Source organism: Salinibacterium sp. PAMC 21357 (assembly GCF_000247645.1).
In the GTDB taxonomy this organism is placed as follows: domain Bacteria; phylum Actinomycetota; class Actinomycetes; order Actinomycetales; family Microbacteriaceae; genus Rhodoglobus.
Window position 1 is genome coordinate 75,607 of sequence record NZ_AHWA01000004.1, and the last position, 21,154, is coordinate 96,760.

Here is a 21,154-nt window from a genome sequence, read left to right on the forward strand (position 1 = left end):
TTATCGCGCTGCTCAACGCGGCACACGCTCGCGTGCCCCGTGTCGAGCGCTATTCGTCGAGCGCGAGTTCCTTGGGAAGCTCGAGGTCTTTGGCACTGAGCTCCTCGATGTTGACGTCCTTGAACGTCAGCACACGCACACTCTTGACGAAGCGGTCGGAGCGGTAAACATCCCACACCCAAACATCCGTCATCGAAAGCTCGAAATAGAAGTCATGCTCCGTATCGCGGCGCACCAAATCGACTTCGTTCGCGAGGTAAAAGCGTCGTTCCGTTTCGATCACAAAACGGAACTGGCTCACTACATCGCGGTACTCGCGGTACAGCGCTAGCTCGACCTCGCGGTCGTAGTCTTCAAACTCGTCTTCATCCATGCTGTGTTCATTGTAGGCCGCGCTAGCGCAACCATGTGTGCCGATGAAGTTCAGTGGCGCCGAGGCTACGAATCCCCTCAAAATGGGCGGCAGAACCGTACCCCTTATTGCTGAGCCAGTGATACCCGGGGTACTCCCCGTCGGCCTCGATCATGAACCGATCGCGTTGCACCTTTGCCACTACGGATGCCGCAGCAACCGAAACGCAGTCGCGGTCGGCTTTGACTCTGGTGTGCACTCGCGGCGCAACGCTGAGGGCGCCAGTGAGCCAGTCGGTGCTGCCATCAAGCAGCACAACACTCGACATGATGTCGAGGCCCGCTTCGTGGAGTTGGATGAGCGCGCGCTTGCCTGCCAGCCCGAGGGCTGCGGTGATTCCGATGGAGTCGATCTCAGCGGCATCCGCATACCCGACGGCAGAGAGCGGAGCCCATTCGAGGGTGAGGGGTTCAAGGAGTTCGCGGCGTTTTTGGCTCAACATCTTTGAGTCACGGATACCAACAGGCCAAGCCCCCTGCGTCGGAGTCATTGCTGTCATGCCAACGCCAACGGGGCCAGCGATCGCACCCCTGCCCACTTCGTCGCAGCCGATGACGGCGTTCACTCCTGCAGCAAAAAGTTCGAGCTCTACAGCGCTGCTCGGATCTGCTACCGCCAACGACTACTCAGCGTTCTGCGTGACCCGCTGGAAGGTCGTCGGATAGTTGTCGAGCATGGTCCACCGGTCGGTCGGCCAGCTGATGAGGAACGCGCGGCCCACAACAGAACCGATTTTCACGAATCCGCCGGTCGGGTCATCGCGGTGCGCCGCGGAGTCTGCAGAGTTGTAGCGATTGTCACCCATTACCCAGATGGAATCATCGGGCACGGTGACAGAGAAATCGTCTGGGGTTGCTTTGGTGACAGCATCCGGGAGGACAGTGTATGGCTCTTCCAACGGGATGCCGTTGACAATCAGTTGCCCAAACTCGTTGCAGCACTCAACGGTGTCACCCGGCAAGCCGATGACCCGCTTAATAAGGTGGTTACTGCTGTCGGGGGCACTAAGGCCAACGAAAGCGAGCACGCCATCGACCGCACCGATGAACCAGTTGTCTGGTTCGCTCGAGACTGCGGGAAGCCATCCTCCCGGATCAGTGAAGACGACGACGTCGCCGTGAGAGATCGGAAAGAACCTGGGCTCAAGCTGATTGACAAGAATGCGGTCGTCAACCTGCAAGGTGTTCACCATCGACGTCGAGGGAATGTAGAAAGAACGCACCAAATAGGTCTTGATCAGGAAAGAGATCAGGATGGCGGCGACGAAGATGATTACTAGGTCGCGCAGGAAGAGTTTCCAGCCACCGCCCTTTTGGGCATCGCGGCGGCTTCCGCGGCCGCTCGGCAGCGCGTTCTCAACAGTTTCGTTTGTCATTTAACCCCAAAGCTCCCAGCAAGCATAAGCCGCCGGGAGCAATTGGTTCGTGAATTGCGAGTCGTGTTAGTTGTCGCGCTTCTCTTTGATCTTTGCCTTCTTGCCGCGAAGTTCGCGCAAGTAGTACAGCTTGGCGCGGCGAACGAGACCACGCGAAACGAGTTCAATGTGGTCGATTACTGGGGAGTGAACCGGGAAGGTACGCTCTACGCCGACCTGAAAGCTGACCTTGCGAACCGTGAAGGTTTCGCGAACGCCGTGGCCCGAACGACCGATTACAACGCCCTGGAACACCTGGATACGCGAGCGCGTACCTTCGATGATGTTTACGTGAACCTTGACGTTATCGCCGGCACGGAAATCAGGAATGTTGTCTTTGAGAGACGCCTTGTCGACGTCATCGAGAATATGCATTATTGATCGCTCTCTGCGCCCGCCATGAGTCGAACGCACTTAGTTAGATAAGAAAGATTGTGCTTCAAGCGGTTACGACGCCCTCATGGCAGAGTCGTGCGCGAGCACAATCAACAATTCTGCCACAGTTTCAGTTGAAAGTGCGATTCTCATCGGTGTCAATGATGATGACATTGCCGTTGTCGAGTCGCTCCCCCGGATGGGTAGGTCGCTGTGCGTCTCGCTCGAAGCCCTCTACAAGGGTCGTAAAACGATTGCGGGTCTCGGTAACGAGCTGCCAGAGCTCGACCCAGAAACCGCCGACTGCAACGAGGACGATGAGCGCTGCGAGCAGTGGAGCATCCACAAAACCGTACGCAATGATTACGGCGTGCCAAGCGGCAAGTAGCGCGGCGTCGATCCACGAAACGGCGCGCTCCGAACGAACGCTCTTGCGCGCCGTCGTTAATCCGGCGACGGCCAGCAGAGCAAACGCTAAAATGGGACACAGCACCAAGAAGAGAACGAAGTCCCAACCAACGCTGGAACCGAAGACGCCCCGGCCGATCAACACCCACAGGGGCAAAAAGATTACAGCGATGAACTGCCAGTAATAGAACGCGCGCCTGATCATCATGATTCACAGGGTATCTTCGTTGTGATTAGAAATGCTGAATGACCCAGACTGAAAGACCATGGTGGCCTCCTGTGCCAAACCCCGCCATCGTACGCACCGAACCAGTGCAGCAACGAAGCGCTGAGCGCATCAACGTACTCCTCGATTCCGCCGCTGTGCTGCTCGATGAACTCGGCATTGATGCGATCACTACGAGTGATGTTGCCAAGCGCGCACATTCATCCGTTGGAGTGATCTATCGCTACTTTCCCAACATCCAGTCACTGCTCCGCGCTTTGGCTTCTCGCAACTTTGACAAGTACCGCGCCGGCCTGACCGCAACACTCAATCAGCGAGCGACCAGCGCTCTCGACGCCCTCAACGTCGCGATCGATGTTTACGTGGAGTTGAGTCGCACCGAGCCAGGGTTTCGGGTGCTCTCGTTCGGCAACATCATCGACCGTCGCTTCAACGTCGATCGCAAGAGCAACAACACGGCGCTTGCCGAAATCTTGACCGGCCTGCTCGTGGCCACCTACAAGGTTCCGGCATCCGAAGCACTCACGTTTGACATCGAAGTCACGGTCGAAATAGCAGATTCGCTACTCGAACGTGCATTCTTGTATGACCCGCGCGGTGAAGAACCGTTTATCGACAAACTCCGAGAGTTCATTGCACAACTCTTAGCACCGCATACGAAAGAGGCAACCACCGAATGATCGAGTTGAGAACGCCAGCCGAAATCAATGAGATGAAAGCCGCCGGAGAATTCGTCGCCAGTGTTCTCACTGCCACACAGGCAGCATCGAAGGTGGGCATCAATCTGCTCGAGATCGACGCGCTAGCCCACAGCATGATTCGCGAACGTGGCGCCGAAAGCTGCTACATCGACTACCACCCATCGTTTGGTGCTTCGCCGTTCGGCAAAGTCATTTGCACCTCAGTAAACGATGCGGCTCTTCACGGGCTCCCCCACGACTACACCCTCAAAGATGGCGACCTACTCAGCCTCGACTTCGCCGTTGCTGTAGACGGTTGGGTTGCCGACTCGGCAATCACGTTCGCTGTTGGTACTCCCCGCGATGAAGACATCAAGTTGATGGAAGCCACCTCTCGCGCCCTAGATGCTGGCATCGCCGCGGCTGTGGTGGGCAATCGCATCGGCGGAATCTCCGCCGCAATCGGCGACGTCGCCTACGGCGCCGGCTACGAAGTTAATCTCGACTTCGGCGGTCACGGCGTTGGTCGCGAAATGCACGGCGATCCGCACATCCCCAACGACGGCAAGGCCCGCCGGGGAATGCCGTTGAAGCCAGGACTCGTCTTCGCTATCGAACCGTGGCTCATGATCGGCACCGACGAGATTTATACGGATGACGACGGCTGGACTCTTCGCAGCATCGATGGTTCGCGGGCCGCCCATTTCGAGCACACTGTAGCGATCACGCCAGACGGTCCCCTAGTGCTCACCGCTCGCAAGTAATCACGGACTGGCCGGCGAAGCGTCGGTCAGTCTTGCGCGCCCACGCGCACTTCGAGTCGCACCTCGGGAACGCTGCTGGAGTAATCCCAGCTGCCCTCGCTGTTGGTCCCACTCTTCGGTATCGCGAACAGCACGTCGTAAGTCGTTTGCTTCGTGCACTCCCGTGACGACGGATGAGTCTCGTGCCCAACGCGCAGACTGTCGGGTTCAGGCAGAACCCACACCGCGATCAACTCACACGAGAGAATCTGGGCCGATACAACCAAGTCGCCTCCGCCGAGCGCGTCCTCAAGGTCGGCGGTCACTCGCGTCACGGTCGCGGCGGAATCGTCGGTAAGCACGTCTGTTGCGCGCCAGGCGTCAACCGACACTGCAGACTGCGTGTACCCGTTGGGAAGCGGGTGTTTGCTCAGGTCGACGACTGTCACGTCTTCGACGGTCGTGCGGCGGGTCGTGAGATTCGAATCGCTGGATTCAGCCGATCCGTCGACAGCAGAGGATGTCGAAGCCGAGCCGGGCGCCGGAGCATCGGCCTGCGAAGAATCGCTTGAGCCCGTATCCGCCGCTGTGCAGCCCGTCAGGAGTACTACCCCCGCCAACGCTGCCATCCACTTGCCGTACCCGCGTGATCGACTCATGACCTTATGGTTTCACAGACCGCACAAACGGCTACAGCGTTGTTATAGGGGGTTGTTTTACGGCGCGTCTGGCAGCAGGTCGGGGCGAACTCGTTTGGTGCGTTCGAGTTGCTGCTCGTGACGCCAATCAGCAATCGCTTTGTGGTTTCCACTGAGCAAAATATCGGGAACGGATCGTTCACGCCACGTAGCCGGCTTGGTGTAGCTCGGGTACTCGAGAAGACCCTGCTCGTGGCTCTCTTCAGTAAGGCTCTCGGGGTTGCCGATGACCCCGGGCACGAGACGACCAATTGCTTCGATCATCGCCATCGTGGCAACTTCTCCACCATTGAGCACGTAGTCACCGAGACTAATCTCGCGAACGCGCGTCGTGGATGCCGCGTAGTCAACAACTCGCTGATCGATGCCCTCGTACCGGCCACAGGTGAAGACGAGATGCTTCTCCTGAGCGAGCTCGCGGGCAGCTGCCTGCGTGAACGGGACTCCGGCAGGAGTGGGAACGATTACTACGGTTTCGGGAGTGAGAACGGCATCCAGAGCTTCACCCCACGGTTCGGGGCGCATCACCATGCCAGCGCCACCACCATAGGGAGTGTCGTCGACGGTACGATGCCGATCGTAAGTGAAATCACGCAAATCGTGAACGCCAAGATCGATGATTCCTCGCTCGCGGGCCTTGCCGAGCAAAGAAATGTCGAGCACCCCGAAGAAGTCGGGGAAGATCGTCACGATGTCGATACGCACGCGCTGACCCTAACTACTATTCGGATTCTGGTGCGTCAGTTTCGGGGATCTCTTCGAAGAGCCCGGGAGGTGGCGTAACAACCATTTCGCCGGTCGCGAGATCAACGCTGGCAACGATCGACTTGACGAAAGGAACGAGAACGTCGCCATTCTCTGTCGTGACCGTGAGTAAGTCTTGAGCGGGAAAGTGATCGACCTGAGCGAGGGTGCCGACCTGGACACCGTCGCGAATTACTTTGAGCCCGATGAGCTGGTGATCGAACCACGCATCTTCTTCGGGTTCTTCGTTGGGATCGTGTTCGATCCAGAGAATGGCCTTAACTAAAGTTTCGGCCTCGCTGCGGTCGAGCACTCCCTTGAAGAAGGCGACCGGCTGCGCGTTGAACCACTTGAGCTCAATGAGCTCAAGTGTCTTACCGTGCCACGAAGAACTCGTGGGCACTTGGAGATCGAACACGGCGCCCGGAACGAAACGTCGTTCCGGGGCATCCGTGTACATCTCTACTTTGACGGCTCCCTTGAGCCCATGAGCCTTCGTCAGGCGCCCCACTCGCAGCTGTGTGCGACCTTCGCGGGGTGTTTTTACTTCGCCCACTGGTTAGAAGTCAGTGTCGACTACGTCGACACGTACCTTGCGACCATCGGCCAGTGCCGTGATCAGCGTACGCAGTGCTTTCGCGGTGCGACCAGAGCGACCGATTACGCGGCCAAGATCTTCTGGGTGCACGCGAACCTCGAGAAGTTCACCGCGTTGCGTGTTCTTTGCAACGACCTGAACGTCTTCTGGGTGGTCGACGATACCTTTGACGAGGTGTTCTAGAGCGGGAGCAAGCAATTGCTAAGCCTTGTCTGCGTCAGCGGCAGGTGCGTCAGCAGCAGCCTCGTCAGCGACGGGAGCTTCTGCAGCAGGTGCCTCTTCAGCCTTAGGCTCAGCCTTTTCAACCTTGGGCTTGAGAACAGGCTTCTTCTTCTCGTCAGCCTGGAACTCTGCCTTGGCTTCCTTGAACTTGACGGTGCTTACCGCGTTCTTGTCACCCTTGAAGATGCCCCAGTCGCCGGTCAGCTTGAGGATTGCCTCAACCTGCGGGCTAGGCTGCGCGCCAACGCTCAACCAGTACTGGGCACGCTCGGACTCGACCTCGATGAACGAGGGCTCCTCGGTGGGGTGGTACTTTCCGATTTCTTCAATGACACGACCATCGCGCTTCTTGCGCGAGTCAGCAATGACGATGCGGTAGTAGGGTGCACGGATCTTGCCCATGCGCTTCAAACGAATCTTTACAGCCACAATTCTCCTGATTTAAATGTTATTGGTGGCGAACCGCTAGCCGTGAGCGTGGGGGCACACTCGGCAGAAAAGCTCTAGTGGATTCCATCCGGGCCTGATTAGAGGGTCGGGCTACGGAGGACTCAACCGCCTATTCTGCCAGAGTTTTCCGTGCTTGGGGAACCGATCGCCAAGAATGCCCCAAAGAGGTGCCGTTATCCGTTTTGCGAATCACGCCAGGCGAGCCATTGCTTGGCAATCGTAAGGTCATATTCGGGGCCCGTAATGCCCAAAGTGAAGAGTGTAATTCCCTGCTCGCGCATGCTGTCGGCATCTTCAACGCTCTTGTCGCGCAACTCATTCGAGAGTTCGATCTCATTGATGTCACGCCCCACGGCCTCGCAGTGGCCCGCCAGCACGCTCATTTTGTGCACGAGTGCCTCGCCGGTGGCAAAACTGTGCCAAATATCGGCGTGCTTTGCGACCAACTTGAGAGTTTTCTTCTCTCCCCCACCACCGATCAACACGGGAATCTTGCGCGTCGGTGCCGGGTTCAGCTTGCTCCAGCGTGACTCGATACGCGGAAGGGCTTCGGCGAGGGCATCCAGACGCGACCCGGCAGTGCCGAACTCGTAGCCGTACTCGTCGTAGTCACGCTCGAACCAACCAGAGCCGGTGCCAAAGATGAAGCGCCCGCCACTGATGTGGTCGAGGGTGCGCGCCATGTCCGCCTGAAGATCAGGATTGCGGTAGCTATTGCAGTTGACGAGGGTGCCGAACTCAACGCGGCTCGTCAGCTCTGCCCACGATGCGAGCTCGGTCCAGGCTTCAAAGTGCAGACCGTCGGGCTCTCCATAGAGCGGAAAGAAGTGGTCCCAATTGAAGAGCACATCGACGCCCAGCTGTTCAAGCTCGCGAACCCGGTCACGAATGACCGAATATTCAGCGTGTTGAGGTTGAAGTTGAACGGCAATACGCACGGGACGGCTCTGAGTCATAACTCCACAATATCCTCTTGCGAAGCGACAACGATGACCCCTCAGAACGTGCCGAAATAGCGCTGCCGATCATCACGATCGACGACACGACACGACACGACACGACACAACACGCCCTACGCCGGCAGAAGGCTCTAGCGGCCCAGGAACTTTTGCAGGCTCTCAAGCTCTTCTGGCGATGGTCCGCCAGCAGCAGGCTTTGAGCCGCCGAGCCCGAACCCGGAACCGGACGGTGCCGAGGAGGTCACGCCGCCCTGAGCGCGAGCTGCTTCATCCGCTGCACGCTTCGCCGGGTTGCCTGACTTCGACCCCTTTTTCTTCTGGTTCTTCTTCGCGCTTGCCGACTTGCCGCCGTGACTACCCGGAACCGGCCCCATGCCGGGAATCTGAGGCATGCCGCCCTTGGCAACCGTCTTCATCATCTTGGCAGCCTGCTCGAAGCGGTTGACCAGCGCGTTCACCTCGGTGACCGTCGTTCCCGAACCACGGGCAATTCGAACCCGACGCGAGCCATTGAGCAGCTTGGGCACGGTGCGTTCTTGCTTCGTCATCGACTGGATGATGGCCTCAGTACGCGTAATCTCCGATTCATCGAAGTTGTCGAGCTGCTCGCGCATACCCTTCGCACCGGGCAGCATGCCGAGCATGCTCTTGATCGAGCCCATGTTCTTGAGCTGTTGCATCTGCTCAAGAAAGTCATCAAGCGTGAAGCTGTCGGTGGCAAATTTCTCGGCAACCTTGCGGGACTCTTCTTCATTGAAGGTCTTCTGCGCCTGCTCGATGAGGGTGAGAATGTCACCCAGATCGAGGATGCGGCTAGCCATACGGTCAGGATGGAAAGGCTCGAAATCGTCGAGACCTTCACCGGTCGAGGCGAACATGATCGGGCGACCAGTGATGGACGCAACCGAGAGTGCTGCACCACCGCGAGCATCACCATCGAGCTTCGAGAGCACGACACCGGTGAAATCAACACCCTCTTGGAAGGCACGCGCCGTCGTAACCGCGTCTTGACCGATCATCGCGTCAATAACAAAGAGCACTTCATCGGGGTCGACAGCCTTGCGGATGTTCGCTGCCTGCTTCATGAGCTCGGCATCCACACCCAAACGACCAGCGGTGTCAATGATCACAACATCGTGCTGCTTATCTTTTGCGAACTTGAGAGCCTGCTTGGCGACCTTGACCGGGTCGCCCTTACCATTGCCCGGCTCAGGCGCGAACACAGCGACACCCGCCTGCTCGGCAACAACCTGAAGCTGCGTAACAGCGTTAGGGCGCTGAAGGTCGGCAGCAACCAGCAGCGGAGTGTGGCCATCGGCTGCGAGCCACTTAGAAAGTTTTCCGGCCAGAGTCGTCTTACCCGCACCCTGAAGGCCAGCAAGCATGATGACCGTCGGCGGGTTCTTAGCGAACTCGATGCGTCGAGCTTCGCCACCAAGAATCGTGACGAGCTCGTCGTTGACGATCTGCACAACCTGCTGGGCCGGGTTCAGCGCACCCGAAACCTCATGGCCAAGCGCGCGTTCACGAACACGGCCTGTGAAGTCTTTGACGACCTCAAGGGCAACGTCAGCGTCGAGCAGGGCACGGCGAATCTCGCGAACGGTGCGATCAACATCCGCTTCGCTGAGCTTGCCCTTGCCGCGCAGGTTTTTGAAGGTATCCGCGAGGCGGTCGGTGAGATTTCCAAAAGTGGCCATGATGACACCAGTTTATCCGGCAGCGACTCAACTATGAACCCACCCAGATCGATCCCACACTCCACCTGATATCCGGTGCTTTCAGCTAAAAGAAAGCTAACTGGCAGATAAATCACAGCTAAAGCTATTGACAACTGCCCGAAGTGGGGGCGTTTCCACGGTTGCAGAGCGCTAGATTATGAAGCCATACTCAACAAGGTCGTTGGCAACTGGTACGAATACCGTGCACGACATCTCCACAAACGTGGATAACCACTCACAGCAAACACCCGGAGGCTGCACAGCATGACTACGCCCGAACCCACTCCTGAAACAACACCAGAACCGACCCCGGAAATACCGGCTGCACCTGCTACGCCCGCCGCACCTGCTGCCAAGAAAGCTCGCAACACTCTCGGAATGGTTGCACTCGGTCTGGCGGTATTCGGTGCTCTTCTCGCTGTCATCCCGGCAACCAACGGTTTTTCGTGGGTAGTCCTTCTCGGCGCATTTATCGTGTCGATCGTTGCGCTGACCCGCAAGGGCCAAGGCAAGGGAATGGCGCTTATCGCGCTGATCGTCAGCTTCCTCTTCTGGATCATCTCGATCTTCGTCGGAATCGCCGTTGTAGCCACCGCGGTAAATGACGCCATCGACGACGCCCCCTCGGTCTCCGCTCCGAGCACTTCCGACTCAGCCGAAGTCGAAGGCGAAGTCGAAGCAGCAGAAGAAGAAGAAGCAAACGCTGTAGCAGGAATTGGGGACACGGTCACGACAGACGACGGTGCAGAGATCACCCTCATCAGCATCACCCCCGGCGCAACGCCGCCCAACGATTTCCTTATTTCTGAGGTTCGCGGAACGCTCGTCGCAGTAAGCATGTCGATGACCAATGGAACCAACGAAGCAATCTCCATTTCGGAAAGTTCAATTGCAGGGTTCATCGGTGACGCTGAGTACGGAGCCTCTGCGCTGTATGGCACCGAAAGCAACGAATGGTATATCTACGAGGAAATCAACCCCGGGCTCGCGGTAAACTTCACTGCGTACATCGACGTTCCAGCGGATATCGCACTCGATTTGGTAACGTTCAAGACCAATATTTTCTTCGGCGACTCGGTCACGTTCGCAACTAAGTAGTACCGTCTGAACTTAATGAGGCGTGAGGCTACCGGCGTGAACGCCGACAGCCTCACGCCTCTCGCAGTTAATGCAAGAGGCAGCTGCGGCGATTCCCGTATCAGCATGACTCCACAACGCCGACAGCGCGGCCGACTAGGGTGAGAACGTGAGACATGGCATCGTAATCCTCCCCCAACAGCCCTGGGCTGAAGCCAAACATCGCTGGATCCAGGCTGAAGAACTTGGCTTCGATCACGCGTGGACTTACGACCATCTGTCGTGGCGTTCACTCGCCGACGAGCAGTGGTACGCCACCATTCCCACCCTCACGGCAGCCGCGAGCGTAACCAGCCGCATCGGGCTCGGCACCTTTGTGGCGTCACCCAACTTTCGGCATCCCGTGCCGTTCGCTAAAGAACTTGCCACGCTTGATGACGTGAGCGAAGGGCGCTTTCTGCTCGGCGTCGGCTCGGGCGGCACTGGCTTCGATTCCGTCGTGCTCGGGCAAGCCGAACTCAATCCTCGTGAACGTCACGCGCGATTCGAAGAATTCGTGCGCGGTCTCGACGAGCTTCTGCGGTTCGAAGACCCCGGCAGCGGCGGCATCAGCTTCAACGGCGACTGGTTCACCGCGGTGAATGCACGGATGGTCGGGGCACCAGCCCAACGCCCACGCCTGCCCTTCGTGGTTGCCGCCGAGGGCCCTCGTGGCTTGCGACTGGCCGCCAAACTCGCTGATGGTTGGCTCACCCTCGGGCGCACTGCCGACACCCTCGATGAGTGGTGGCAGATTGTTGCCGAAACTGGAGCGCGCATGGATGATGCCCTCGAGAAGGCCGGCCGAGCATCCAGCAGCCTTGATCGCTACCTCAATTTGGATGGTGCCCCGCAATTCAGTCTCGAAAGCGTCGATTCCTGGCAAGACGCGGTCGGTCGCGCTGATGCGCTCGGCTTCACTGATGTAATCGGGCACTGGCCCCGCGCTGAAGGAATTTATGTCGGCAAGGAAAGCGTGCTGGTTGAAATCGCGTCACGTTTCTCGCAGTAGAGCGAGCACCAAGCACCGCAATCCGTGGCCCAATCGCGATAGCTTAGTCAGATGACAGCTCTCATCGTTCCCATCGGCGGGCACACCCCCCATGTTTCCGACAGCGCCTTTCTGGCGCCAAACGCAACCCTGATTGGGCAGGTCACACTTGGTGAGCGCTCGAGCATCTTCTATGGCGCGGTATTGCGCGCCGACGTTGATTCCATCACCATCGGCGACGGATCGAACCTGCAAGACAATGTCACCGTCCACTGCGATGAAGGCTTTCCGACAACGGTCGGCACTGGGGTGAGCGTTGGGCACGGTGCAGTGCTTCACGGCTGCACGGTCGAAGACGACTGCCTGATCGGGATGAGCGCCACCGTACTCAACGGAGCGGTCATCGGCACCGGATCCCTCGTTGCCGCCGGGGCTGTAGTGCTCGAAGGCACCATCGTGCCGCCCGGATCACTTGTCGCCGGTGTTCCCGCCAAGGTTCGTCGCGAACTCAGCGAAGAAGAGATCGCCGGAGTGCGCCAAAACGCCACCCACTATCTCGACATCTCTGCCGCTCACCAAGCAGCGCTCAGCTAGCCAACGAGGTTTTGCACGAATACGTGCGGGGTGAAACCAGTGAGGTCGTTGATGCCCTCGCCCTGACCCACAAGTTTGATCGGGATGCCCGTGCGCTCTTGCACCGCAAGAACGAAACCTGCTTTAGCGGAGCCGTCAAGTTTCGTAATCACTAGGCCCGTGACGCCAGCATGCTGGATGAACGCTTCGGCCTGCGCAACACCGTTCTGGCCCGTCGTGGCATCGAGCACGAGAAGCACTTCCGCAATTTCGGTCTGTTTCTCGACGACGCGACGAATCTTGCCAAGCTCATCCATCAGACCGCTCTTAGTCTGCAAACGACCAGCCGTATCAATAATCGCGATGTCGATACCGTCACGCTGGGCACGCTCTACCGTCTGGAAAGCAACGGATGCCGGATCCTGGCCCTGCTGCTGCGGGCGCACAATCTCTGCTCCCCCACGCTCGGCCCATGTCGCCAGCTGCTCAACAGCGGCAGCACGGAACGTGTCAGCTGCCCCCACTACAACCGTGCGGCCATGCCCAACCAAGAACTTGGCAAACTTGCCGATCGTGGTGGTCTTTCCGACGCCATTGACCCCAACGACAAGCACCACCGCGGGGCGGGCGCTGAGCGTGAGAGTCGGGTCGAGACGGGCGAGTCTTTCCTCTAGGGTCTCGCGCAGCATCCGCTTCAGATCTGCAGGGTCGTCAGTTTTGAACTTCGCGACGCTCGCTCGCAACTCTTCGATTACTGAGTCTGTGATGTCGGGGCCGAAGTCGGCGGAAATCATTGCGTCTTCAAGATCGTTCCAGGTATCGGCGTCGATCGTGTCGCGCGCGAACATAGATTTGAGTGCGCCCGAAAGCGACCAGGATGCTGCCATGACTACAGGTTAAGGCAGGTGAACGCCCTTGCCCTAACCGCGCTAGGGTTTTTGGATGCTCTCACTGATTCGCCACGGCCAAACCAACTGGAACGCTGAAGGCCGCATGCAAGGCTCTAGCAACATTCCCCTCAACGACACTGGGCGTCAACAAGCCCGCGAAGCCGTAGAAGTGTTGCGTGGCTCCGACTGGGATGTGATCGTCAGCTCGCCCCTGCAGCGTGCCCGCGAAACCGCGCAGATCATTGCCGACGGCCTTGGCCTGGAGCTTGGTCGAAGCTACGACCTACTCATCGAGCGCAACTATGGCGAAGGCGAGGGTCTCACGACCGCCGAAATCAACGAACGCTGGCCCAACCACAGCGGCTACCCCGGGCTAGAAACGCTGCACAATGTGGTTGAGCGCGGCATTGCAGCACTCAACGAGGTGTCTGCCGACTACCCCAACAAAAAAGTGATCGTCGTCTGCCACGGCACCATCATCCGTTACACGCTGTCGCAATTGGCCGGTCGCGACTTTGACCACATTCTCAATGGGTCAGTCTCCACAATCGAAAAGCTGCACACCGGATGGTGCGTGCACACCGTCAACGGTGAGCCGCTCGAGCGAGTCGACTAACCACCACACCATTACGCTCGGCGTGCTCTAGCTGGCGTCGGCTGAGGCTGTTTCTTTTGCGACGCGCTGGCCAACGACGGCACTGATTCCATCGGCTCGCATGCTGACGCCGTAAAGAGCGTCAGCGATTTCCATCGTGCGCTTCTGGTGCGTGATGACAATGAGCTGGCTGGTCTGGCGCAGGTCTTCGAAGATCGCGAGCAATCGGCCAAGGTTGGCATCGTCGAGCGCTGCCTCGACCTCATCCATGATGTAAAACGGGCTGGGGCGGGCCTTGAAGATTGCAATGAGGAGCGCAACTGCGGCCAGTGATCGCTCACCACCGCTCAGCAGCGAAAGACGTTCGATCTTCTTGCCAGCGGGCTTCACCGTCACCTCGATGCCCGTCGTGAGCAACTCATCCGGATTCGTCAAAAAGATGCTTCCCGTGCCGCCCGGGAAGAGCACGGGAAAGACATCGTTGAACGCATTTTTGGTGTCTTCGAAGGCACTAGAGAAAATCGCCTGCATCTTCTCGTCGAGCTCGTCGATGATCGTCAACAAGTCTTTTCGAGTGTTCGAGAGGTCAGTGAGTTGCTCGGTCAAGAACTTGTGACGCTGCTCAAGCGCCTCGAACTCTTCAAGAGCGAGCGGGTTGACCCGCCCCAAACGCGCAAGCTTTCGCTCAGCTTTCTGCAAACGAACTTCTTGTTCGGCGCGAACAAACGGGCGACCGGATGCTGCGGGCTCGGCTGCGGGGGCATCAATTGCTGTGGCATCAGCGGCTGACTCTTCAACCGCGGAGGCATTAGCCGTTGAGACTTCGCTTGCCGAGTCGTCGACGGCTAGGTCATCGGGCACATTAACCTGCGGGCCATATTCCGCAACGAGTACATCTTCGACAAGACCGAGCTCCTCACCCGATCGTTCAAGCAGGCTAGAAAGGTGCAGCTTCTTTTCGTAGATCTGCATTTCGAGACCATGCACGCTTTCGCTGACGGCCGAGAGGCGTTCGCGCAGTGCTGACTCTTCGCGGCGCAGCCCGGAGAGTTCTTGGTTTTGCGCCGACCGTTCCGACTCCTTGGCGGCGAGAACAACGCGTGCTTCCGACAGCGAGCGATCCACAGAGTCGAGAACGGCGGGCAACATGTCGACCACCCGAGTTGCGGAGGCAATCTGGCGTTGGCGGATCACGGCTAGCCGTGCCTGCTCTTGGGCTGCTTCGCGTTCGCGCACCAGCTGCGCGGCCAGCTGCTCAGCACGGGCACGTTCGGCGCGCACGCGCTCGCGAACGGTTTCCATCTGGATGCGCAATTCAACTTCGTGCGCGCGAGCAGCATCCACTTCAGCAAGCATAGGTTCACGTTCTGAGACGTCGAGCATGGGGCGCGGTGCCGCCTGATATTCGTCGGCGGCAGTTTGGGCGCGAGTCACCTCGGTGGTGGTATCGGCGACAGCCTGTTCAGCTACCGCGACGGCACGGGCCAGGCGGTCGCACTCGGCCTGAGCCGCTTCGGCCTGGATGCGGTGGCGCCCTAAAAGTTCGGATTGCGCAGCAAGCTGGGCATCATATTCGCGCAACGTGATGAGCGCCGTTTCGGCATCCGCTTTCGCTGAGGTCAGTTCGCGGCGCTTTTCGTCGAGTTCGAAACTCGTGCGCTCAATCTGGGTCGTCACGATGCCCAGCTTGTCGGCAGCAGCATCCCGCTCGGCAACGAGTTCGAGGCGCGAACGCTTAGCTCCCGAACCACCACGCAGCACGAATTGGGTGAGAACGTCGCCGTCACGAGTGACAAAGGTGAGGTCGGCAGCGTTAGGGAGTGAACCATAGGCTGCGCGCGCAGCTTCGAGATCGTCAACGACGAGCACATGAGTGAGGAGTCCGTGGACTCCATCGGGAGCGGTCACGACGTCAGTGGCTGGCACAGTTCCCGCGGCGGCACCGAACGAGATTGTGTGCTTTGCAGCGTTCGCTACAACAACTTCGACGCGCCCAAAATCGCGGCGGGAAGACTCTGCCAGCGCGTTGATAGCAGAATCACGATCGTCAGCAAGAACGGCATCTGCCAACGAGCCGAGAGCAGCGGCGATTGCAGCTTCGTAGCCGGGCGTGATTTTGACGTGCTCCGCAACGAGACCGCGGATGCCAAAAAGCTTGGCGGCGACGAGTGCGCTCGAGCCATCCTTTTGATCGACTGCGAGGGACAGCGCCGATTGACGGGCGGCGAGAGCGTCGCGCTCGCGCTCGGAGGTGTGAAGGGCATCCCGCAGTGTCTCGATTTCAGCTTGCACGCTGGCGACTTTGGCCTCGGCAGCCTCATACGCGCTATCGAGAGACCCGTCGGTTTCGATCGTGGAGTTGCCCGCTTCTGCCTCGAGGCCTTCGAACTCAGCGTGAGCGGCTTCGCGACGGGACTGAGCTTCGGCGAGCGCCTGCTGCTGACGCACGAGTTCGCCCTGAGCCGCAGTGAGCGTGGAGGTGGCAACTTCTACGCGGGCGGTGAGACCAGCGCTTTCCAATTCGTGGCGTGAGACGAGGGCGCTTTGCGCGGCAATCTCTTCATCAAGCGAGTCGAGTGCGGCCTTCGCTGTCGCCGTTGTGGCAGCGGCAGCACCGACAGCTTTCTCCGCATCTGCGACTCCGGCGGCAAGTGCGTCGGCTTCCGCCTTCACCTCGTCGATGAGGGTCTGGCTGACCGTGTTCCCTGATGTCGGAGCGTCACCCTGCTGGCCCAACAGCGAGAGCCGCTGGTTCGCTAGCGTGTACAAGCTCCGGAGGCGTTCTTGCACAGACTCAAGCCCGAACGACACGCGTCGAGCTTCGTCAACGTCATCGCCAACCTGAGCTTGCTCGAGGCGGGCTTCGCGCAACTTGTTTTGATCGAGCTGCTCTTGCAGAACAATGCGCTGGGTCTTGCGTTCGCTCTCGCTTCGGCTGAAATCGTTGATGCTTGAGCGCAGTTCAACAACCTCGTCGGCGAGGAGTCTGGCGCGGGCATCCCGAACGATCGACGCAATCGAGGCAGCTTCTTTGGCAATCTCAGCCTGTTGACCGAGTGGTTTCAGTTGGCGGCGGATCTCCCCCGCGAGGTCAGAGAGCCGCGTGAGGTTCGCCTGCATCGCGTCAAGCTTGCGCAGCGTTTTCTCTTTGCGGCGGCGGTGCTTCAGGATGCCAGCGGCTTCTTCAATGAAGCCACGTCGGTCTTCGGGGCTCGCCCGCAGCACCGCATCCAGCTGCCCCTGGCCAACGATGACATGCATTTCGCGGCCGAGACCGGAGTCACTCAGGAGTTCTTGAACGTCTAGCAGCCGGCACGAACTGCCATTAATGGCGTACTCACTGCCGCCATTGCGAAACAGTGTGCGGCTGATCGTGACTTCGCTGTACTCGATCGGCAGCGCGCCATCCGCGTTATCGATCGTGAGAATAACCTCGGCGCGACCCAAAGGCCCCTTCGTGGCGGTGCCAGCAAAGATGACGTCTTCCATCTTGCCGCCGCGCAACGTCTTCGCGCCCTGCTCACCCATGACCCAGGCGAGAGCATCCACCACATTCGACTTGCCAGAACCGTTAGGGCCAACAACACACGTGACGCCCTGTTCGAAAGCAAAAGTGGTTGGTTGAGCGAACGACTTGAACCCTTTGAGGGTCAAACTCTTGAGGTACACGTCACCGCCCGGTCGCTGCTGGTCAAATCGTTGGTCGAATCTCTGGCCAAGTTGCTGGTCAGAACCTTGCTATACGGTACCGGATGCGCGGGGTCTCGCCGTTCTGCCGCGCAGGAAAAGACGCTCCAACACTGACCGTTGACATTGGCAAGCCCGAGGAGTCAACTGGTTTCAGTCGCGTGCGCGTCCTCGTGCCGTTGGGGGTAACGATTTGGAGATCCAATGCGTCCCCCACTACCCGTAACTACTGCCCTCGACGCCATCGGAAACACGCCGGTCGTTGAACTTCGACACCTCAGTTCGCCAGACTCTGCGGCGGTCTACGTCAAGCTCGAAGGTTTCAATCCCACCGGTTCCTATAAAGACCGGATGGCGCTCGCCATGATCGAAGAAGCCGAGCAACGCGGCGCCCTCACTCCGAATCTGACCGTGATCGAATACACCGGCGGAAGCACCGGCTCCTCACTTGCCTTTGTATGTGCGGCAAAGGGGTACCGGTTTCACGCTGTATCTTCCGATGCCTTTGCTGCGTCCAAGCTGAACACCATGCGAGCATTCGGGGCTCAGCTCACCCTCGTTCACAGCCCGAGTGGGGAAATCAGCCCGGATCTCATCCCGGAGATGATGTCTGTTGCCGCGACAATCGCAGCGCAGGGTGGCTACTACCAGACCGATCAATTCAACAACCAAGACTCCCTTATTGGGTATGCCGGGATCGGGCACGAACTCCTCGCCCAGTTTCCCGAAGGTGTCGACGTGTTCTGTGGGGCTGTCGGTACCGCTGGGATGCTGATGGGGGTCGCTGGGGTACTCAAAGACAATTCCTCGACCACTCGCGTTGTGGCGCTCGAACCCGCATCAGCGCCCATGCTCACGCTCGGGCATCCAGGACAACACCACGTTGAGGGCATCGGCGTTGGTTTCCTCCCTCCCCTTCTCGACAGCGAGTTGTACGACGAAGCTCGGGCCATAGATGAAGCGGCGGCACGCTGGACGTGTCGGCAGTTGGCCGCACAGGAGGGGCTACTGGTCGGCACGTCCTCCGGATTGAATGTTGCCGCGGCGCTCGAGCTTGCTAGTGAACTCGGGCCGGGAAAAGTTGTCGTGACCGTCGCCTGCGACACCGGGTTGAAGTACCTCGAGGGCGATCTGTTCGCACGACCACCAACCAGCTGAGCCGCCTCCCCAGAACGGTGCGACCATGAAAGACTTCGACATCGCCGCGGTCGAGATCCCCACCCACCGTGATCCCAGCGGCCGCGATGAATTCTGCCAAGCGAATTTGAGAGTTACCGGATGCTCGTCGTGACCGTCGATGGCCGCGTCGATGGCCGCGGCGATTATGACACCACGGATGGTGACGATGGCGAGAACGAGTCCCGGCTCATTGCGGGCGCGCTCACTCCCGTGGTCACCGGCTGGGGATGCTCGTAAAGGTGGTGAACTTGGCCCACCTTGACCGAGTTGCCCCCGGCCAACCCTCAGTGATTACTTACAACGCTGACGAGAACCGCCACATGCTCGCCGTCAACGAAGCTGTCGGTTTTGTACCCATTGGCTACGAAGGCGTGTGGAAGAAAGAGCTGCGCTAGCGGCAATGCCTTAGGGCGATGCGACCGCGCCGCGATCAGCCGATCCAGCGGCGGCCTCGCGAATGCGGTGCAAGCTGTGCTGGTAGCGCTCCTTGTGGATGCGGGCGTGCAGCCACGTTTCCAACGACTTCACGCTGGACAGCGCGCGCAGTTCCGCGACAAAGTCGTTGAAGTCGCTGAGAGTCGGGAACGAGATGGTTGTCACGAAATCGAAGCGACCTATCGTGCGTGCCATGAACTCCACCCCGGGCTGCTCGTCGATGAGTCGCACGATCGGGTCGGCATTACCCGTGGTGATGAATCCGAAACCGAAGGTGAGATGCGAGGTCATGTCAGTGCGTTCACGCAAGAGGCCAATGCGCATCGCCCCGGTTTCGGTGAGGCGATTGATGCGAGTGCGACATCCGCTGATTGATAAGTCAACGGCTTCAGCGAGTTCGGCGTAGCCCATGCGGCCATCAATTTGGAGCAGTTCCATCAACTTAAGATCAGTCGCATCGAGCGGCAAGTCTGCCAGAGCAGGTTCTTCGCCAAGGAAGAAGCTCTTGAGCGTTCGTTCGTAAATCATGACTTGCACGTCGACGACGCCGTCGCAGGCACGAATAGCTCGAATCTCTTCGTGTAGTTCGGCCATGGTCGCAGTGTGAAGCTCTGAGATCAGCTGGTACTTGCCCGTGCGCTCCGAGACGAACACAGGTGAATTCAACTGGCAAATTCTTTCCGCGAGCTCTCCCGCATCACCCTCTGTCTGGATCGACAAGTGAGCAAGTACGTGAAGCCCGAGAAGCCGCGGGTGAACGGCCGCGATGATGCGGATGTCGCCCGAGAGCAGAAGCGGGTTCAGCCGCTTGGCAACGCTTGCCCGGTTGGTATCAAGTTGGCGCGCAATATCGCTGAACGACGTTCGGCCGTCCTGGCGCAGAATTGCGAAAGATTGCTCGGTTAGCTGGTCCACGCGGCCAGACTATCTCAAGCAACTCTTGAAACGTAGCGTTTTGTCACTTTATTGGGTGAAATTCCACTATTTACCCCCGAGAAACCACTCATTCGTTTCAAGTTTGCGTCTTTTGGGTTACAAGACTGCAAATATGCATTGACTTTCCCGTCACGTGTGAACACAATGGTCAGAACCAAATCACCCTCCCCAGCACATCCGGGGATGAATCGTTCTGCAGCCACAGGAGAAACAATGAAGAAATCGATCATGGGCATCGCCGCAGCAGTATCGCTCGCGGTAGTGCTCACCGGATGTGCCGCTGGCACTGAAGCCACGACAGACACCACAGACTCCACCTCCTCCAACGCCCCTGAAGGGCTCGTAAACGCCAACGCGTTCACCGCGTGCATCGACCCCGAGTACGCCCCCCTCGAGTACTACGCAGACTCAACCGGTGGAGACATCATCGGCTTCGATGCTGACGGAATCCGCGCTGTTGCGGACTACTGGGGCGTCGAAACCAAATTCGAAATCACCTCGTTTGATGGCCTCATGCCCGGACTCCAGACCGGTCGCTGCGACGTTATCTTCGGCGGCCTGTACATGAGCGAAGAGCGCCTACAGATCGCCGACGCATCCGCCGTCATGAATGCGGGCCCCGCAGCACTGGCAGCACCCGACCTCGCAGCGAAGCTCAAAGAAGGCGCCGACTTGTGCGGACTGCGCGTTGCAACGCAGGCAGCATCCAGCAACACGGTGAGCGTTGAGAAGCTCAGCGACGAATGTGTGGCCGATGGCAAAGAAGCCATCACCCTCACCGAATACCCTAAGACTGCAGAAACCGTGCTCGCAGTGATCAACGGCAAGTCAGACGTACTTGTCGAAACCAACGTCGCTGCCGCTTACATGGCAACCCAGAACGATGGGCTGCTCTCCGTAGCTAACGGCGTCTTCGATCCAGACACCACCTTCGGAGTCTTCACCCCCAAGGATGGCGTGCTCACCGCTGCTGTCGCTGAAGCACTCCGCGCGCTCTACGACGACGGCACTCTCGAGAAGATTGCCTCCGACTACAACCTCGACGCCTCGATCGTCGACGTTTACTAAGCACACTCGACTGTGGGTGGTCACCTCGCGTGAC

General features: G+C 58.9%; 25 protein-coding genes. 10 read left to right on the forward strand and 15 right to left on the reverse strand.

Features of this window, described 5'->3' with window-relative positions; genetic code table 11:
- Positions 1-49: 49 nt before the first annotated feature.
- The 5 genes from ON14_RS03640 to ON14_RS03660 form a co-directional block, all read right to left on the reverse strand.
- Positions 50-373, reverse strand: a complete 324-nt coding sequence (locus ON14_RS03640; protein ID WP_009772690.1) for a DUF2469 domain-containing protein — start codon at positions 371-373, stop codon at positions 50-52.
- Between the two features lie 22 nt (positions 374-395).
- The gene (locus ON14_RS03645; RefSeq protein WP_010203231.1) at positions 396-1,031 is read right to left on the reverse strand and encodes a ribonuclease HII; all 636 of its coding nucleotides are present in this window, start codon (positions 1,029-1,031) and stop codon (positions 396-398) included.
- 3 nt (positions 1,032-1,034) lie between these two features.
- Positions 1,035-1,787 carry a signal peptidase I gene (lepB, locus tag ON14_RS03650; protein WP_010203232.1) on the reverse strand — a complete coding sequence of 251 codons (753 nt, stop codon included), beginning with the start codon at positions 1,785-1,787 and terminating at the stop codon, positions 1,035-1,037.
- A gap of 66 nt (positions 1,788-1,853) precedes the next feature.
- Positions 1,854-2,201: a 50S ribosomal protein L19 gene (gene rplS / locus ON14_RS03655; RefSeq protein WP_010203233.1), complete on the reverse strand. Its 348-nt coding sequence runs from the start codon at positions 2,199-2,201 to the stop codon at positions 1,854-1,856.
- Positions 2,202-2,331: 130 nt separating this feature from the next.
- A complete protein-coding gene (locus tag ON14_RS03660) occupies positions 2,332-2,817 on the reverse strand; it encodes a hypothetical protein (protein ID WP_010203234.1) in 486 nt (161 codons plus the stop codon).
- A gap of 38 nt (positions 2,818-2,855) precedes the next feature.
- On the opposite strand from ON14_RS03660, the gene ON14_RS03665 reads away from it, so the two are divergent.
- A complete protein-coding gene (locus tag ON14_RS03665) occupies positions 2,856-3,515 on the forward strand; it encodes a TetR/AcrR family transcriptional regulator (protein WP_081503513.1) in 660 nt (219 codons plus the stop codon).
- Positions 3,512-4,279 (forward strand): type I methionyl aminopeptidase, encoded by a 768-nt coding sequence (gene map / locus ON14_RS03670; protein ID WP_010203237.1) that lies wholly within the window; start codon positions 3,512-3,514, stop codon positions 4,277-4,279. The genes ON14_RS03665 and map overlap by 4 nt, the downstream gene beginning before the upstream one ends.
- Positions 4,280-4,305: 26 nt before the next feature.
- On the opposite strand, the gene ON14_RS03675 is transcribed toward map, so the two are convergent.
- The 7 genes from ON14_RS03675 to ffh all read right to left on the reverse strand — a co-directional run bounded on the left by ON14_RS03675 (position 4,306) and on the right by ffh (position 9,629).
- Positions 4,306-4,917, reverse strand: coding sequence for a hypothetical protein (locus tag ON14_RS03675; RefSeq protein WP_039741760.1), 612 nt, complete (start codon positions 4,915-4,917; stop codon positions 4,306-4,308).
- A 57-nt stretch (positions 4,918-4,974) separates the two neighbouring features.
- Positions 4,975-5,661, reverse strand: coding sequence for a tRNA (guanosine(37)-N1)-methyltransferase TrmD (trmD, locus tag ON14_RS03680; protein ID WP_010203240.1), 687 nt, complete (start codon positions 5,659-5,661; stop codon positions 4,975-4,977).
- A 16-nt stretch (positions 5,662-5,677) separates the two neighbouring features.
- Entirely contained in the window at positions 5,678-6,256 is a 579-nt protein-coding gene (gene rimM / locus ON14_RS03685; RefSeq protein ID WP_237719679.1) for a ribosome maturation factor RimM, read from the reverse strand.
- 3 nt (positions 6,257-6,259) lie between these two features.
- On the reverse strand, positions 6,260-6,496 hold the full coding sequence (locus tag ON14_RS03690) for an RNA-binding protein (RefSeq protein ID WP_010203243.1): 237 nt from the start codon (positions 6,494-6,496) through the stop codon (positions 6,260-6,262).
- A 3-nt stretch (positions 6,497-6,499) separates the two neighbouring features.
- Positions 6,500-6,949: a 30S ribosomal protein S16 gene (rpsP, locus tag ON14_RS03695; protein ID WP_010203245.1), complete on the reverse strand. Its 450-nt coding sequence runs from the start codon at positions 6,947-6,949 to the stop codon at positions 6,500-6,502.
- A gap of 194 nt (positions 6,950-7,143) precedes the next feature.
- A complete protein-coding gene (locus ON14_RS03700) occupies positions 7,144-7,926 on the reverse strand; it encodes an LLM class F420-dependent oxidoreductase (RefSeq protein WP_010203246.1) in 783 nt (260 codons plus the stop codon).
- Between the two features lie 134 nt (positions 7,927-8,060).
- On the reverse strand, positions 8,061-9,629 hold the full coding sequence (ffh, locus tag ON14_RS03705) for a signal recognition particle protein (protein ID WP_010203247.1): 1,569 nt from the start codon (positions 9,627-9,629) through the stop codon (positions 8,061-8,063).
- Between the two features lie 285 nt (positions 9,630-9,914).
- Here ffh and ON14_RS03710 point away from each other — a divergent pair, with 285 nt between their 5' ends.
- The 3 genes from ON14_RS03710 (at position 9,915) to ON14_RS03720 (ending at position 12,351) form a co-directional block, all read left to right on the forward strand.
- The gene (locus tag ON14_RS03710) at positions 9,915-10,748 is read left to right on the forward strand and encodes a DUF4352 domain-containing protein (protein ID WP_141629936.1); all 834 of its coding nucleotides are present in this window, start codon (positions 9,915-9,917) and stop codon (positions 10,746-10,748) included.
- Positions 10,749-10,896: 148 nt separating this feature from the next.
- On the forward strand, positions 10,897-11,778 hold the full coding sequence (locus ON14_RS03715; RefSeq protein WP_010203257.1) for an LLM class flavin-dependent oxidoreductase: 882 nt from the start codon (positions 10,897-10,899) through the stop codon (positions 11,776-11,778).
- A 51-nt stretch (positions 11,779-11,829) separates the two neighbouring features.
- Positions 11,830-12,351: a gamma carbonic anhydrase family protein gene (locus tag ON14_RS03720; protein ID WP_010203259.1), complete on the forward strand. Its 522-nt coding sequence runs from the start codon at positions 11,830-11,832 to the stop codon at positions 12,349-12,351.
- Here ON14_RS03720 and ftsY read toward each other — a convergent pair.
- The gene (gene ftsY / locus ON14_RS03725; protein WP_010203260.1) at positions 12,348-13,217 is read right to left on the reverse strand and encodes a signal recognition particle-docking protein FtsY; all 870 of its coding nucleotides are present in this window, start codon (positions 13,215-13,217) and stop codon (positions 12,348-12,350) included. The genes ON14_RS03720 and ftsY overlap by 4 nt on opposite strands.
- A gap of 55 nt (positions 13,218-13,272) precedes the next feature.
- Between ftsY and ON14_RS03730 the strand changes: the two genes are divergently transcribed.
- Positions 13,273-13,836 (forward strand): histidine phosphatase family protein, encoded by a 564-nt coding sequence (locus ON14_RS03730; protein WP_010203261.1) that lies wholly within the window; start codon positions 13,273-13,275, stop codon positions 13,834-13,836.
- Between the two features lie 27 nt (positions 13,837-13,863).
- Here ON14_RS03730 and smc read toward each other — a convergent pair whose 3' ends face one another.
- Positions 13,864-17,484: a chromosome segregation protein SMC gene (gene smc / locus ON14_RS03735; RefSeq protein ID WP_010203264.1), complete on the reverse strand. Its 3,621-nt coding sequence runs from the start codon at positions 17,482-17,484 to the stop codon at positions 13,864-13,866.
- 222 nt (positions 17,485-17,706) lie between these two features.
- On the opposite strand from smc, the gene ON14_RS03740 reads away from it, so the two are divergent.
- The 3 genes from ON14_RS03740 (at position 17,707) to ON14_RS15795 (ending at position 19,076) form a co-directional block, all read left to right on the forward strand.
- Positions 17,707-18,660 carry a PLP-dependent cysteine synthase family protein gene (locus ON14_RS03740; protein ID WP_010203266.1) on the forward strand — a complete coding sequence of 318 codons (954 nt, stop codon included), beginning with the start codon at positions 17,707-17,709 and terminating at the stop codon, positions 18,658-18,660.
- Between the two features lie 120 nt (positions 18,661-18,780).
- Complete coding sequence (locus ON14_RS15790) at positions 18,781-18,918, forward strand: hypothetical protein (RefSeq protein WP_158000068.1); 138 nt, start codon at positions 18,781-18,783, stop codon at positions 18,916-18,918.
- Positions 18,919-18,929: 11 nt separating this feature from the next.
- The gene (locus tag ON14_RS15795; protein ID WP_158000069.1) at positions 18,930-19,076 is read left to right on the forward strand and encodes a hypothetical protein; all 147 of its coding nucleotides are present in this window, start codon (positions 18,930-18,932) and stop codon (positions 19,074-19,076) included.
- Positions 19,077-19,086: 10 nt separating this feature from the next.
- Here ON14_RS15795 and ON14_RS03745 read toward each other — a convergent pair whose 3' ends face one another.
- Positions 19,087-20,031, reverse strand: a complete 945-nt coding sequence (locus ON14_RS03745; RefSeq protein WP_010203268.1) for an Lrp/AsnC family transcriptional regulator — start codon at positions 20,029-20,031, stop codon at positions 19,087-19,089.
- A gap of 234 nt (positions 20,032-20,265) precedes the next feature.
- Between ON14_RS03745 and ON14_RS03750 the strand changes: the two genes are divergently transcribed.
- The gene (locus tag ON14_RS03750; RefSeq protein ID WP_010203269.1) at positions 20,266-21,120 is read left to right on the forward strand and encodes a transporter substrate-binding domain-containing protein; all 855 of its coding nucleotides are present in this window, start codon (positions 20,266-20,268) and stop codon (positions 21,118-21,120) included.
- The last annotated feature ends 34 nt before the right edge of the window (positions 21,121-21,154 follow it).

Excerpts from the sequence above, each read along its gene's own strand:
- ON14_RS03640 (WP_009772690.1), bottom strand. The coding sequence starts at position 373 with ATGGATGAAGACGAGTTTGAAGACTACGACCGCGAGGTCGAGCTAGCG.
- lepB (WP_010203232.1), bottom strand. The coding sequence starts at position 1,787 with ATGACAAACGAAACTGTTGAGAACGCGCTGCCGAGCGGCCGCGGAAGC.
- rplS (WP_010203233.1), bottom strand. The coding sequence starts at position 2,201 with ATGCATATTCTCGATGACGTCGACAAGGCGTCTCTCAAAGACAACATT.
- ON14_RS03660 (WP_010203234.1), bottom strand. The coding sequence starts at position 2,817 with ATGATGATCAGGCGCGCGTTCTATTACTGGCAGTTCATCGCTGTAATC.
- ON14_RS03665 (WP_081503513.1), top strand. The coding sequence starts at position 2,856 with ATGACCCAGACTGAAAGACCATGGTGGCCTCCTGTGCCAAACCCCGCC.
- map (WP_010203237.1), top strand. The coding sequence starts at position 3,512 with ATGATCGAGTTGAGAACGCCAGCCGAAATCAATGAGATGAAAGCCGCC.
- ON14_RS03675 (WP_039741760.1), bottom strand. The coding sequence starts at position 4,917 with ATGAGTCGATCACGCGGGTACGGCAAGTGGATGGCAGCGTTGGCGGGG.
- ON14_RS03700 (WP_010203246.1), bottom strand. The coding sequence starts at position 7,926 with ATGACTCAGAGCCGTCCCGTGCGTATTGCCGTTCAACTTCAACCTCAA.
- ffh (WP_010203247.1), bottom strand. The coding sequence starts at position 9,629 with ATGGCCACTTTTGGAAATCTCACCGACCGCCTCGCGGATACCTTCAAA.
- ON14_RS03710 (WP_141629936.1), top strand. The coding sequence starts at position 9,915 with ATGACTACGCCCGAACCCACTCCTGAAACAACACCAGAACCGACCCCG.
- ON14_RS03720 (WP_010203259.1), top strand. The coding sequence starts at position 11,830 with ATGACAGCTCTCATCGTTCCCATCGGCGGGCACACCCCCCATGTTTCC.
- ftsY (WP_010203260.1), bottom strand. The coding sequence starts at position 13,217 with ATGGCAGCATCCTGGTCGCTTTCGGGCGCACTCAAATCTATGTTCGCG.
- ON14_RS03730 (WP_010203261.1), top strand. The coding sequence starts at position 13,273 with ATGCTCTCACTGATTCGCCACGGCCAAACCAACTGGAACGCTGAAGGC.
- ON14_RS03740 (WP_010203266.1), top strand. The coding sequence starts at position 17,707 with ATGCGTCCCCCACTACCCGTAACTACTGCCCTCGACGCCATCGGAAAC.
- ON14_RS15790 (WP_158000068.1), top strand. The coding sequence starts at position 18,781 with ATGCTCGTCGTGACCGTCGATGGCCGCGTCGATGGCCGCGGCGATTAT.
- ON14_RS03750 (WP_010203269.1), top strand. The coding sequence starts at position 20,266 with ATGAAGAAATCGATCATGGGCATCGCCGCAGCAGTATCGCTCGCGGTA.